Source organism: Pseudomonas sp. NFX71, from assembly GCF_048079215.1.
In the GTDB taxonomy this organism is placed as follows: Bacteria; Pseudomonadota; Gammaproteobacteria; order Pseudomonadales; family Pseudomonadaceae; genus Aquipseudomonas; species Aquipseudomonas fluorescens_B.
Genome location: NZ_CP182230.1, coordinates 5,101,779 through 5,114,956 on the forward strand (window position 1 = coordinate 5,101,779; position 13,178 = coordinate 5,114,956).

Annotated in this window: 13 protein-coding genes; 3 read left to right on the top strand and 10 right to left on the bottom strand. The window is 61.6% G+C overall.

All coding sequences use genetic code 11. The features are described from left to right. Positions 1–78: 78 nt before the first annotated feature. A complete protein-coding gene (locus ACM1ZW_RS23875; RefSeq protein ID WP_414883757.1) occupies positions 79–3,177 on the bottom strand; it encodes a multidrug efflux RND transporter permease subunit in 3,099 nt (1,032 codons plus the stop codon). Between the two features lie 15 nt (positions 3,178–3,192). Further along, positions 3,193–4,350 carry an efflux RND transporter periplasmic adaptor subunit gene (locus tag ACM1ZW_RS23880; RefSeq protein ID WP_017338638.1) on the bottom strand — a complete coding sequence of 386 codons (1,158 nt, stop codon included), beginning with the start codon at positions 4,348–4,350 and terminating at the stop codon, positions 3,193–3,195. Between the two features lie 293 nt (positions 4,351–4,643). Here ACM1ZW_RS23880 and ACM1ZW_RS23885 point away from each other — a divergent pair, with 293 nt between their 5' ends. Together ACM1ZW_RS23885 and ACM1ZW_RS23890 are read left to right on the top strand one after the other, a co-directional pair. Then, positions 4,644–5,345: a response regulator transcription factor gene (locus ACM1ZW_RS23885; RefSeq protein ID WP_017338639.1), complete on the top strand. Its 702-nt coding sequence runs from the start codon at positions 4,644–4,646 to the stop codon at positions 5,343–5,345. 4 nt (positions 5,346–5,349) lie between these two features. Beyond that, on the top strand, positions 5,350–6,651 hold the full coding sequence (locus tag ACM1ZW_RS23890; RefSeq protein ID WP_017338640.1) for an ATP-binding protein: 1,302 nt from the start codon (positions 5,350–5,352) through the stop codon (positions 6,649–6,651). A gap of 38 nt (positions 6,652–6,689) precedes the next feature. On the opposite strand, the gene ACM1ZW_RS23895 is transcribed toward ACM1ZW_RS23890, so the two are convergent. The 4 genes from ACM1ZW_RS23895 to ACM1ZW_RS23910 are packed head-to-tail and all read right to left on the bottom strand — an operon-like array spanning position 6,690 to position 9,066. Next, positions 6,690–7,457, bottom strand: coding sequence for an anti-sigma factor family protein (locus ACM1ZW_RS23895; RefSeq protein WP_414879673.1), 768 nt, complete (start codon positions 7,455–7,457; stop codon positions 6,690–6,692). Beyond that, positions 7,454–7,951, bottom strand: coding sequence for an RNA polymerase sigma factor (locus ACM1ZW_RS23900; protein WP_202967131.1), 498 nt, complete (start codon positions 7,949–7,951; stop codon positions 7,454–7,456). Before ACM1ZW_RS23900 ends, ACM1ZW_RS23895 begins: the two co-directional genes overlap by 4 nt. 46 nt (positions 7,952–7,997) lie before the next feature. Further along, a complete protein-coding gene (locus tag ACM1ZW_RS23905) occupies positions 7,998–8,528 on the bottom strand; it encodes a tetratricopeptide repeat protein (protein ID WP_414879672.1) in 531 nt (176 codons plus the stop codon). A gap of 25 nt (positions 8,529–8,553) precedes the next feature. After that, entirely contained in the window at positions 8,554–9,066 is a 513-nt protein-coding gene (locus ACM1ZW_RS23910; protein ID WP_050558276.1) for a cytochrome b, read from the bottom strand. Positions 9,067–9,251: 185 nt separating this feature from the next. Here ACM1ZW_RS23910 and ACM1ZW_RS23915 point away from each other — a divergent pair, with 185 nt between their 5' ends. After that, complete coding sequence (locus ACM1ZW_RS23915; RefSeq protein WP_414879671.1) at positions 9,252–10,022, top strand: class I SAM-dependent methyltransferase; 771 nt, start codon at positions 9,252–9,254, stop codon at positions 10,020–10,022. A gap of 103 nt (positions 10,023–10,125) precedes the next feature. Here ACM1ZW_RS23915 and ACM1ZW_RS23920 read toward each other — a convergent pair whose 3' ends face one another. The 4 genes from ACM1ZW_RS23920 to ACM1ZW_RS23935 all read right to left on the bottom strand — a co-directional run bounded on the left by ACM1ZW_RS23920 (position 10,126) and on the right by ACM1ZW_RS23935 (position 13,081). Further along, entirely contained in the window at positions 10,126–11,079 is a 954-nt protein-coding gene (locus ACM1ZW_RS23920) for a D-2-hydroxyacid dehydrogenase family protein (RefSeq protein WP_416739498.1), read from the bottom strand. A gap of 13 nt (positions 11,080–11,092) precedes the next feature. After that, a complete protein-coding gene (locus ACM1ZW_RS23925; protein ID WP_416739499.1) occupies positions 11,093–12,115 on the bottom strand; it encodes an alpha/beta fold hydrolase in 1,023 nt (340 codons plus the stop codon). A gap of 85 nt (positions 12,116–12,200) precedes the next feature. Then, the gene (locus ACM1ZW_RS23930; protein ID WP_414879152.1) at positions 12,201–12,635 is read right to left on the bottom strand and encodes a YqaA family protein; all 435 of its coding nucleotides are present in this window, start codon (positions 12,633–12,635) and stop codon (positions 12,201–12,203) included. Then, on the bottom strand, positions 12,635–13,081 hold the full coding sequence (locus ACM1ZW_RS23935) for a DUF411 domain-containing protein (RefSeq protein ID WP_017338649.1): 447 nt from the start codon (positions 13,079–13,081) through the stop codon (positions 12,635–12,637). The genes ACM1ZW_RS23930 and ACM1ZW_RS23935 overlap by 1 nt, the downstream gene beginning before the upstream one ends. Positions 13,082–13,178 lie beyond the last annotated feature (97 nt).

Here is a 13,178-nt window from a genome sequence, read left to right on the forward strand (position 1 = left end):
GGTTGCAGAAGACTGCCGAAAGGCAAGATCAAAGGATCGCAGCCTTCGGCAGCTCCTGCAGGGGATGAGCCATGTTGGTTAGCGATCTTTATGCCGCTTGCGCACCAGTTTCATCACCACCACAAAAAACACCGGCACAAACACCACCGCCAGTGTCGCGGTGATCATCCCGCCAATCACCCCGGTGCCGATGGCCTGCTGGCTCGCCGAGCTGGCACCGGTGGCGATCGCCAGCGGCACTACGCCGAGGATGAACGCCAGGGACGTCATGACGATCGGCCGCAGGCGCAGGCGCGCGGCTTGCAGCGTGGCGTCGATCAGGTCGTGACCTTCGTCGTACAGGCTCTTGGCGAATTCGATGATCAGGATCGCGTTCTTCGCCGACAGGCCGATGATGGTGATGAGCCCGACCTTGAAGAACACGTCGTTGGGCATTCCGCGCAAGGTCACTGCCAGCACCGCACCGAGTACGCCGAGCGGCACCACCAGCAGCACCGAGGTCGGAATCGACCAGCTTTCATACAACGCCGCCAGGCACAGGAACACGATCAGCAACGACAAGCCGAGCAGAATCGGTGCCTGACTGCCGGACAGCCGTTCCTGCAACGACAACCCGGTCCATTCCTGACCCAACCCTGCAGGCCCTTGCGCGACCAGCCGTTCGATTTCCGCCATGGCTTCACCGGTGCTGTGACCCGGTTTCGGTTCGCCGGAAATACTGATCGCCGGGTAGCCGTTGTAACGGGTCAATTGCGCCGGTCCCTGGGTCCATTTGGCCTGGACGAAGGCCGAGAGCGGTACCATTTTCCCGCTGCTGTTGCGCACATGGATCTTCAGCAGATCGGCGACCTGACTGCGCTGATCGCCTTCAGCCTGGACCACCACCCGTTGCATCCGCCCCTGATTGGGGAAGTCGTTGATGTAGGCCGAACCGACAGCAGTGGACAGCACGCTGCCGACGTCGGCGAACGAAACCCCCAACGCATTCGCCTGTTTGCGGTCCACGATCAGTTGCACCTGCGGCGCTTCGGCCAGCGCGCTTTCGCGCACGTTCATCAGGATCGGGCTTTTCTCGGCAGCCGCCAGCAACTGGGTGCGCGCCTGCATCAGCGTGGCATGGCCGAGGCCGCCACGGTCCTGCAAGCGGAACTCGAAACCGCTGGAGGTGCCGAGGCCGTCCACCGGTGGCGGCAGGACCGAGAACGCCATAGCGTCCTTGATCTGGCTGAACGCGATGTTGGCGCGGTCGGCAATCGAACTCGCCGAGTCGTCGTTGCCGCGATCCGACCAGTCTTTCAACGTGGTAAAAGCCAGCGCCGCGTTCTGCCCGCTGCCGGAGAAGCTGAAGCCGAGGATCACCGTGCTGTCGCCAACGCCGGGTTCCTTGGCGTTGTGGGCTTCGATCTGCTCGACCACCTGCACCGTGCGATTCTTGCTCGCGCCGGGCGGCAATTGAATGTCGGTGATGGTGTACCCCTGATCCTCCACCGGCAGGAACGAAGAGGGCAGGCGACTGAAACACAGGCCCAGGCCGATCAGCAATACACCATAGATCAGCAGGTAGCGGCCGCTGCGTTTCAGCGCATAGGCGACCCAGCCCTGATAACGCTCGGTCAGTTGCTCGAAGCGCTTGTTGAACCAGCCGAAGAAACCGCCCTTGGCGTGATGGTCGCCCTTGGCAATCGGCTTGAGCAGCGTTGCGCAGAGCGCCGGGGTCAAGGTCAGGGCGAGGAACGCCGAGAACAGAATCGAGGTGGCCATCGACAACGAGAACTGCCGGTAAATCACCCCGACCGAACCCTGCATGAACGCCATCGGAATGAACACCGCCACCAGCACCAGGGTAATGCCGATGATCGCGCCGGTTATCTGCTTCATCGCCTTGCGGGTCGCCTCTTTCGGCGACAGGCCTTCGGTGACCATGATCCGCTCGACGTTCTCCACCACGACGATGGCGTCGTCCACCAGAATGCCAATGGCCAGCACCATGCCGAACATGGTCAGCACGTTGATCGAGAACCCCAGCGCGAGCATGGTCGCAAAAGTGCCCATCAATGCCACCGGCACCACCAGGGTCGGGATCAGCGTGTAGCGGATGTTTTGCAGAAACAGGAACATCACCGCGAACACCAGCACCATCGCCTCGACCAGGGTGTAAACCACTTTGGTGATCGAGACTTTGACGAAGGGCGACGTGTCGTAGGGGATCTTGTATTCGACGTTGGCCGGGAAGTAGCGCGCCAGTTCATCCATCTTCGCCCGCACCAGCGTCGCGGTGCTCAGGGCATTGGCGCCGGGCGACAACTGCACGCCGACGGCGGTGGACGGCTTGCCGTTCAGGCGCGTGCCGAACTGATATTCCTGGCTGCCGATCTCGACCCGCGCCACATCGCCGATGCGCACCGTCGAACCGTCAGCATTGGCCTTGAGCACGATGTCGGAAAATTCTTCCGGGGTCGACAGCTGCCCTTTCACCAGAATGGTCGCGGTGATTTCCTGTGTGGTGCGGGTCGGCAGATCGCCGATGCTGCCGGCCGAGACCTGCGCGTTCTGCGCGACGATGGCCGCGTTGACGTCGGCCGGTGTCAGGTTGAAACCAATCAGCTTCTGCGGGTCGATCCAGATCCGCATCGCCCGTTCGGCACCGTACAGCTGAGCCTTGCCGACACCGTCCAGACGCTTGATCTCGTTCATCACGTTGCGCGCCAGGTAATCGCTGAGCGCCACGTCGTCGAGCTTGCCGTCAGTGGAGGTCAGGGTAATCAGCAGGAGGAAGCCTGCGGAGACTTTCTCCACTTGCAAGCCTTGCTGATTGACCGCTTGCGGCAGGCGTGACTCCACGACTTTCAGGCGGTTTTGCACATCCACCTGGGCCATTTCCGGGTTGGTGCCCGGCTGGAAAGTCGCCTTGATCGTGGCGCTGCCGAGACTGCTTTGGGACTCGAAATACAACAGATGATCGGCGCCGTTGAGCTCTTCCTCGATCAGGCTGACCACGCTTTCGTCCACGGTTTGCGCCGAGGCGCCGGGGTACACGGCATTGATTTCGATCTGCGGCGGCGCGACATCGGGGTACTGCGCCACCGGCAACTGTGGAATGGCCAAGGCGCCAGCCAGCAGGATGAACAGGGCAACCACCCAGGCGAACACCGGGCGATCGATAAAGAACTGCGGCATAAAAAAGCGTCCTGCTTACTGACCAGTGGCCTGGGCAAGTGGAAGAGGGGAATCGTCGATCTGCACTTTCTCGCCGGGCTTGGCGTGTTGCAGGCCTTCGATGACGATGCGGTCGCCGGGCTTGAGGCCTGCGGTGACGATCCAGCGATCGTTTTGCACGGCGCCCAGCTCGACCGGTTGCTGGCCGACCCGTTGATCCGCGTCGAGCAACAGCACCTGAGCAATACCGGCGCTGTCACGCTGGATGGCCCGTTGCGGCACGCTGATGCCTTGCTGATTCACCGCTTGCTCCAGGCGCACCCGCACAAAGCTGCCGGGCAGCAAGTCGAGGTCCGGGTTGGGGAACTCGCTGCGCAGGATGATCTGGCCGGTGCCCGGGTCGACAGTGATGTCGGTGAACAGCAGCTTGCCCGGCAACGGATAAAGGCTGCCGTCGTCCTGGATCAGCGTGGCTTTGGCCTGGCCCTGACCCACTTCCTGCAACTGACCGGAACGGAAGGCACGACGCAGGTCGTTGAGTTCACGGGTCGATTGAGTCAGGTCGGCATGAATCGGGTTCAGCTGCTGAATCAATGCCAGTGGCGTGGTTTCGTTCTGCCCGACCAACGCACCTTCGGTGACCAGTGCACGGCCGATGCGCCCGGAAATCGGCGCGGTGACGGTGGCGTAGCCGAGGTTGAGTTTCGCCCGCTCCACGGCGGCCTTGTTGGCGGCGACCTCGGCGGCGGTTTGCCGCACGGCGGAACGCGCGTTGTCGTAGTCCTGGCCGCTGATGGCATTGCCTTCGATCAACTGGGCATAACGCTGCTCTTGCAGGCGCGCCTGAAAGGCATTGGCCTCGGCTTTTCGCAGTTCCGCTTCGGCACTGTCCAGGTCAGCCTTGAAGGGGGCAGGGTCGATGCGAAACAGCACGTCGCCTTTCTTCACATCGCTGCCTTCGTGGAAGACCCGTTGCAAAACGACGCCGGCGACACGGGCGCGAACTTCGGCGATCCGGGGCGCGGCAATCCGCCCGCTCAGTTCACTGGTGATCGACAGAGGCCGGGCGTCGAGGGTTTCGACGCGCACGGTGGCCAATGGCGCCTGTTCTTCGGCGTTGGAGGACTTGTCACAAGCGCTCAGCGTCATCGCCAGTGCCAGCAGGCTGAGCTTGGCAAGCAGGTTCTTTGACATGTAAATACCCCAATAATGAACTCCCGCATCCTACGGGGAGGCGACGAGGGTAGCGGTGAAGCTTTGTTGGTGCTGTGTGAAATTGTGTAAGGGTTTTACTCAGGCAGGGGTGAGGGCGTATATCCTTCGTGGCTTGATTCTTTCAGCGCTTGTCTTGCTGCCATCGCTAGCAGGCTATCTCCCACAGGGGTTGATGTGAGCACAGGTTTTGTGAACATCCCCTATCAACTGTGGGAGCTAGCCTGCTAGCGATGCCGGCACAACAGGCGCCACTGCACTTTCTGGAAACACCCATGCCCAACATCCTCCTGGTCGAAGACGACACCGCGCTCTCCGAACTGATTGCCAGCTACCTGGAACGCAACGGTTATTCCGTCAGTGTGATCAGCCGAGGCGATCACGTGCGCGAGCGCGCGCGGATCAATCCGCCGGACCTGGTGATCCTCGACCTGATGTTGCCGGGCCTCGACGGCCTGCAAGTCTGTCGCTTGCTGCGAGCGGACTCGGCCACGCTGCCGATCCTGATGCTGACCGCCCGGGACGACAGCCACGATCAGGTGCTGGGCCTGGAAATGGGCGCCGATGACTACGTCACCAAACCTTGCGAACCCCGTGTGTTGCTGGCTCGCGTCCGTACGCTGTTGCGCCGCAGCAGCCTTAGCGAGCCGCAGACCGCCAACGACCGCATTCTCATGGGCAATCTGTGCATCGACCTGTCCGAGCGCACCGTGACCTGGCGCGAACAACTGGTCGAACTGTCCAGCGGCGAATACAACCTGCTGGTGGTGCTGGCCCGACATGCCGGTGAAGTGCTGAGTCGTGACCAGATCCTGCAACGCCTGCGCGGTATCGAATTCAACGGCACCGACCGATCGGTGGACGTGGCGATCTCCAAGTTGCGGCGCAAATTCGACGATAACGCTGGCGAAGCGCGCAAGATCAAGACCGTGTGGGGCAAGGGTTATCTGTTCAGCCGCTCCGAATGGGAATGCTGAGGCGATGTTCAGAATCCTGTTTCGCCTGTATCTGGTGACGATCGTCTCCTACAGCGCGGCGATTTATCTGGTGCCGGACGTGGTGATCAAGGTCTTCCAGGAGCGCTTCGTTACCTACAACCTCGATTATTCCCGCGGGCTGCAAACCCTCATCGTCAAGCAGTTCCACGCCGTGCCCGAGGCACAATGGCCGGCGTTGGCGAGCGAAATGGACAAGGAATTCAACCCGCTGCGCATCGTGCTGACCGGCAGTGACGATCCTGGCTTGACCCCGGCAGAGCAGCAGCGTCTGCAGCGTGGCGAAAGCGTGGTGCGCATTGGCGACTGGGGCTGGCGCACCTTGGCGGTGACACCGTTGAACCCACAAACGGTGGTGCAAATGGTCGTGCCGCCGGACCCGCTGGACGTCAATCTGTTGTACTGGAGCATCAACGTGCTGATCGGTGCGACGATGCTGGCGTGTCTGCTGGCCTGGCTGCGCCCGCACTGGCGCGATCTGGAACGCCTCAAAGGCACTGCCGAGCGCTTCGGTAAGGGGCACTTGAGTGAGCGCACGAAGATTTCCGCCAGCTCCAACATCGGTAGCCTGGCCCACGTGTTCGACACCATGGCGGGCGACATTGAAAACCTGCTCAACCAGCAGCGGGATTTACTCGACGCGGTCTCCCACGAGCTGCGCACGCCGCTGACACGGCTGGACTTTGGCCTGGCCCTGGCGCTGTCCGACGACTTGCCGGCCGCCAGCCGCGAGCGTTTGCAAGGCCTGGTTGCGCACATCCGCGAACTCGACGAACTGGTGCTGGAGCTGCTCTCCTACAGCCGCCTGCAAAACCCGGCGCGTTTGCCGGAACAGGTCGAAGTGTCGCTGGACGAATTCATCGACAGCATTCTGGGCAGTGTCGACGAAGAACTGGATTCTCCGGAAATCGTGATTGACGTGCTGCTTCACGGCCAGCTCGAACGCTTCAGTCTCGACCCGCGCCTCACCGCTCGCGCCATTCAGAACCTGCTGCGCAACGCGATGCGCTATTGCGAGAAGCGCATTCAGATTGGTGTGAAGGTCTGCGCAAAGGGGTGTGAAATCTGGGTCGATGACGACGGGATCGGCATTCCCGATGACGAACGTGAGCGGATTTTTGAGCCGTTCTACCGCCTGGACCGCAGTCGGGACAGAGCGACGGGCGGGTTTGGATTGGGGCTGGCGATCAGCCGAAGGGCGCTGGAGGCGCAGGGCGGTACACTCACGGTCGAGCCTTCACCGCTGGGGGGCGCGCGGTTTCGGTCGTGGCTTCCCACCCCTGCATGAATCAGCGCAATTCCTGAGGCGAGGCGCGACCTGTTTGATCAAGCGCTCAACCGGCCGCGCAGCACCTTCGCCATCTCTTCCAGTTCCGACGCCGGGTTATGTCCGATCAGCATCCACGCATGCTCCATATCGGCCCAATACACCACGTTCATCCCGTGCCGACGCTCGTGTGCGAAGTGTCGGCTGCCGCTGTTGGCGCGGGTGACGCACAGCGCCATGGGGCCATGCGCCGGGTCCAGATAAGTAATCTGGGCGATGGGCATGCCGTCGTACTCGAGGATCTGCGAGCGCTTGAGTTCGACGCGTGGCAGGGCCAGTTCCCCTGGTAAAAGGCTCAGTCCCAGGCGTGCGTCGATGGTGCGCAGTTGCGCACGTTGCGTGGCTTCGTCGTTGGGCAGGTGTTCCAGGGTTTGTGGCACATAAAGCACCATGTAGTCCGCCACCAGACCACGCCAGTTGTTCTTCTGCTGACTCGCCTGCCAGCCCAGGAACAACCGGTCCGCCAGCACACCGCTCACCACCAGGCCGGCCGCGGCGGCAAGAAACCAGCGTCGACTCATCGCCGGCGGGGCTGGCGAGGGCAAGGTGTCGAGCATGGCGTGCAAGCGGTCCAACGGTGCCTGTTGTGTCACTTCCTCGTAGGCCTCCCGGAATGGCAGGCTGCTGCGGGCCAGCCATTGCAGGCGCAGGTTGAGCGTCGAATCTTCGGCGATGGCCGCGTCGATACGGCTGCGCTGGTCGCTATCGAGCTGGTCGTCAAGGTAAGCCACCAGTTGCTCATCCGACGGTTTCGCGTGATCGTTCATCGACGTTCTCCGGTGGTGGGGTTCGGCACGGCGTGCAACGGCGGATACTCGGCCAGTTTCGCCCGTGCAGCGGCCAGTCGGCTCATGACCGTGCCGATGGGCACGTCCAGCACTTCGGCGACTTCGCGATAGGACAAGCCTTCGACGTAGGCCAGAAAAACGGTTTCGCGCTGGGCTTCGGGCAGTGCATCGACGCGCCGGATCACCTGCGTCGCGAGCACGTGGGTTTGCGCGACATGCTCACCGTCGAACGACAAGGCGTTGTCGGCATCCACCAGCCCCTGGCCCTGACGCACCCGCCGCGAGCGCACTTCGTTGAGCCAGATCGAATGCAGGATGCTCAGCAGCCAGCGGTCCATGCGGGTGCCGGGGACAAATTGCCCGGCTCGTTCAAGCGCCCGCACGCAGGTGGCCTGCACCAGGTCTTCGGCGACATGCCGTTGCCGGGACAGCAGCAGGCCGTAGCGCCATAAACGCGCCAGGTGCTGGCCCAGCTCTGCCCGTATTGCCTGATCGCTGGCGATGGCGACCTCCGTCCCGTCAGGTTTTCGATGAATCGTGGATGGCTTCGGCCAGGTCCTGGTATTCCTCACAGGTGTTGCCGCAAATCGATTTGATCTGCTGCAACTGCTCTTGTGCAAGATCCAGGCGGCCTTTGATCACATAAGCTTCGCCGAGGTACTCGCGGACTTGCGCGTACTGTGGATCGAGTTCGACCGATTTCAGGTAATAACCAATGCCCTCGTCGGTGCGCCCCAGTTTACGCGTGGCATAGCCGCGGTAGTTAAGCGCCTTGGCGGTGTTCGGGTTTTTCAGCGTATCGAGCAAGGCCAGGGCTTCTTCATAACGCCCGTCCTTGGCCAGGCGGTAGGCGTAGTCGGTGCGATCGGCATCCGGTACGAGGCTACTGGTCTGCATCACGCATTTCTGCGATTTGCTGTCCCAGACCTGGCCTTTGGGACAATTGGGTTTGGCGGGTTCTTCGTCATCGCCATTGGCCAATGCCAGGGAGCTGGACAATGCAACGGCGAGCAGCAGTGGGGCACTAAAAACAGCAAAACGGCTATTCATGGCGAAGCTCCAGAGATTATTCGTATCAGTCCAAACCACGGCCCGGCAACATGCGGCGCAACGTGTTATCACGCAAGCCGTAATGGTGAACCAGAGCCATGAGCGCATGCAGCCCGGCCAGTATCACAATGGCCCACGCCACCTGTTCATGCAGACCGCCGAACACCGATTTCATGCTTTTATCGAAGGTGATCAAGGTTGGGACATCGAACAGGCCAAAAAAGTTGAACGGTTCTGCCTGGGCCCAGCGAAACAGGAAACCCAGCACGATTTGACTCAGCAACAACGCATAGAGCGCCAGGTGCGCGGTCTTCGCCAGACTATTCATGACGCCCCGATTGGCGGGCGGCAAGCGCCGGCCCCGGGACAGGCGCCAGAGCAGTCGGCTGAGTACGATCACCGCGAGCAGGAGGCCGCAGGAAATGTGCAATGCCTGCAGTTCCTTGCGCAGTGGCGTGCCCTTGGCCAGTTGTTCCCAGACCTGGGCACTGGCGAACAGGCCAATCACCAGCACGGCGGTCAGCCAGTGCAGCATCATGGTCAGGCGGTCGTAACGTATCGGCGAATCCGGGTTCAGGTTGTTCACGGGCGATCCTCATGGGTGATGCCAAGTGAACACCGCAGGGTGAACAATTATTCATTTCTTTCTGGCGGTCTTTTCAAGGAAAGCGCAAATCGAGGCGCTATGCTCGACAGCGTTCGAAGTCGTAGTGGAGCGTTGTCATGAAACAGGTCCATCACTCAGCGGCCGCCGGTTACAAATCGGCTGCCGACACCTACGTTCGCGGTCGCCCGGATTATCCGCCACAAGTAGCCGATTGGCTGACAGACACGCTGGGTTTGAATGCGGATAAATCCGTGGTCGATCTGGGCGCCGGGACTGGCAAGTTCACCGGTCGGCTGGTAGCGACCGGGGCGCTGGTGATTGCCGTGGAGCCGGTGCCGCAGATGCTCGAAAAACTGTCTGAAGCCTGGCCTGATGTTTTGGCGGTAAGCGGCACGGCCACGGACCTGCCGCTGCCGGACGCATCGGTGGATGTGGTGATCTGCGCCCAGGCCTTTCACTGGTTTGCCAGCGGCGAAGCCCTGACTGAAATTGCCCGGGTCCTCAAACCCGGCGGCAAGCTGGGGCTGGTGTGGAACCTGCGCGACACGCGCGTGCGCTGGGTGCCCAAACTGGATGCGATCGTCAATGCGCTGGAGGGCGATACCCCGCGTTTCTACACCGGAGCCTGGCGTCGGGCTTTTCCGCATGCCGCGTTCGGACCGCTGCAAGAGCAGCAATTCAGCCATGGGCATACGGGCGCGCCGGAAGATGTGATTTTCAACCGAGTGCGCTCCACCAGTTTCGTCTCGGCATTGCCGGCAGCGGAGCGGGCGACAGTGGATGAGCAGATGCGGGTGTTGGTGGATGCCGAGCCTGAACTGCGGGGCAAGGACGTGGTGACGGTGCCGTATGTGACGGCGGCGTTTGTGGCGGTGAAAGTCAGTTAGATCGGTGGTGCGGCCATCGCTAGCAGGCTAGCTCCCACACTGGATCTGCGTGCACAGGACCTCTGTGGGAGCCAGCCTGCTAGCGATGAACGATGACGCGGTATCAGCTTAGAAGGCGGATCGGCGTTCCAGCAGACCAGGCCTGAATATCCTCGATCATCTGCGAAAAGAACTGATGGTAATTCTGCTGGCTGACATACCCGACATGCGGCGTCGCCAGCACATTCTCCAATGTCCTGAACGGGTGATGAGCCGGTAAGGGCTCCAGCTCGAACACATCCAGCGCTGCCCCGGCCAGGCACTGTTTCTGCAACGCCTTGATCAGCGCTGCTTCATCGACAATCGGCCCGCGTGCGGTGTTGACCAGCAGCGCCGTAGGTTTCATCCAGTCCAGCGCCTGTGCGTCGACCAATCCACGGCTGCGGTCGCTGAGCACCAGATGCACGGAGAGCACGTCGGCCTGTTCGAACAGTTCCTGTTTGCTCACATAGGTCACGCCCACTTCGGCGGCGCGTTCGGCGGTCAGGTTTTCGCTCCAGGCGATCACTCGCATACCGAACACCTGGCCGAACTGCGCGACCCGCTGGCCGATGCTGCCCAGGCCGAGAATCGCCAGGGTCTTGCCGTACAGGTCGCCCCCCAGGCCTTGTTGCCATTTTCCGGCGCGCAGGGCATTGGCTTCCACGACAAGGTTGCGGGTCGCGGCCATGATCAGCGCCCAGGTCAGTTCCGGCGCGGCGTGTTTGTAGCTGTCGGTGCCACTGACCTGAATGCCGAGGGCGGCTGCAGCTTTGAGGTCGAGCGCAGCGTTGCGCATGCCGCCGGTAACCAGCAGTTTGAGTTTCGGCAGACGCCGCAGCAGATCCTCGTCGAACCGGGTGCGCTCGCGCATCACGCAGATGACTTCAAACTCACCCAGGCGTGCTGCCAGCGTCTCGTTGTCGGCCGGGTAATCATGGATAAAATCAACCTGGCCGATGGCGTCCAGCGCCGACCAGTCCACGACAGTGCGCGCCACATCCTGCCAGTCATCGATCACCGCAATCTGCACAGCCATCAGCCTTACCTCATCAACGAACGGGGTTGGTTTTGTTCAGCCAGGCGAGCAAGGCCTGGTGGAATTTCTGCGGTTCTTCCATCTGCGGCGCGTGGCCCATGCCGGGGAATTCCACCAGCGTCGACTGGGGAACCAGCTTCGCGACTTGTTTGCCGAGCACGTCGTAGTGACCGAGTTTTGCCTTGACCTCGGGCGGCGCGATGTCGCTGCCGATGGCCGTGGTGTCGGACGTACCGATCAGCAACAGCGTCGGCATCTTCAGGTCCTTGAACTCGTAGTACACCGGCTGGGTGAAGATCATGTCGTAGATCAGCGCCGAATTCCACGCCACCTGTTTATGCCCCGGCCCTTTATTCAGGCCGGCGAGCATGTCCACCCAGCGATCGAATTCGGGTTTCCAGCGGCCGCCGTAATAGGTGTTGCGTTCATAGGTGCGGATGCCATCGGCGGTCAGTTTCAGCTCACGTTCGTACCATTGATCCACCGTGCGATAGGGCACGCCGAGGGCTTTCCAGTCTTCCAGGCCGATAGGGTTGACGAGGGCGAGTTGTTCAACCTGCTCGGGATATTGCAGTGCGTAACGGGTAGCGAGCATGCCGCCGGTGGAATGCCCGAGCAGCGTCGCTTTCTGGATGCCGAGGGCTTTGAGCAGTTGCTGGGTGTTGGTTGCCAGTTGCTGGAAGCTGTACTGGTAGTTGTCCGGTTTGCTGGAGGTGCAGAAGCCGATCTGGTCCGGTGCGATGACGCGGTAGCCGGCGTCACTCAAGGCCTTGATCGAAGTGTCCCAGGTGGCGCCGCAGAAATTCTTGCCGTGCATGAGCACGATGCTGCGTCCGTTGGCCTTGCCATGGGCGGCAACGTCCATGTAGCCCATTTGCAGGGATTTGCCCTGGGACTCAAAGGCGAAATGCTTGATCGTGTAGGGATACTCGAAGCCTTGCAGCTCCGGCCCGTACTCCGGACCTTCGGCAGCGATGATGGGCAGTGCGGCGGTCAGCAGCAGGCTGGGTAGCCAACGGAAGCGGGCGAGGGGCATGGGTAAACTCCACAGGAAATCGGCCGATGCTGGATCGGCATGATTAGGGCGACATTAAACACAGGCAATCGCGGCGAATGATCGTTCAACTCATCCAGCCCAGGGTCGCCAGGGCCAGTACGCCATAGCGGGCGCCTTTGGCAATCGTCACGATCACAAGGAAGCGCCCGAGCGGCTCGCGCATCACCCCGGCGACCAGGGTCAGCGGATCACCAATAACGGGTACCCAACTCAGCAACAGTGACCAATGGCCGTAGCGCTGGTAATGAACCCGGGCCTTTTCCAGATGCAGCGGGCTGACCGGAAACCAGCGCCGGTCGCGAAACCGCTCGATACCGCGCCCCAGCCACCAGTTGAACAGCGAGCCGAGGACATTGCCCAGGGTCGCGACCGCCAGCAGCGACCAGAGCCAATACTGCTTGCTGAGCAACAACCCCACCAGCAGTGCTTCGGACTGCAACGGCAACAGGGTCGCAGCACCGAATGCGGCGAGGAACAGGCCGATGTACGCACCGAACATCAATGGGCAGCGTAGTCCGCCACCACCACATCAGTGCCGTCCTTTTTCAGGCCGATGACCTGATAAGCATCGCTCATGCCGTCCATTTCCATGCCCGGCGAACCCATCGGCATGCCCGGGGCCGCCACACCCAACAGGTCATCGCGCTTGCCCAGGGCCAGCACCTGATCGGCCGGGACATGGCCTTCGACGAATTTGCCATTGATCAAAGCGGTGTGGCAGGACGCCAGGCGCGGCGGCACACCGTGCTGTTGCTTGAATTCGCTCATGTTGGCTTCAACGTGATCCTCGACCTTGAAGCCGTTGGCCTCCAGATGGCTGATCCATTTTTTGCAGCAGCCGCAGTTGGCGTCGCGATGGACTTCGATCGGGATCAGGTCGGCGGCCTGGGCCAGGGAGGAAATGAACAGGGCGCTCAGGGCGACCAGACGCAGGTGGGTTCGCATGGGCAATATCTCGACTCGGAGGATGGTCAAAAAAAAAAGGCATTTTGACTGCTTTAGCCTGCAACGAGGCAAGAGATTGTTTCGAAGTGATACCGCC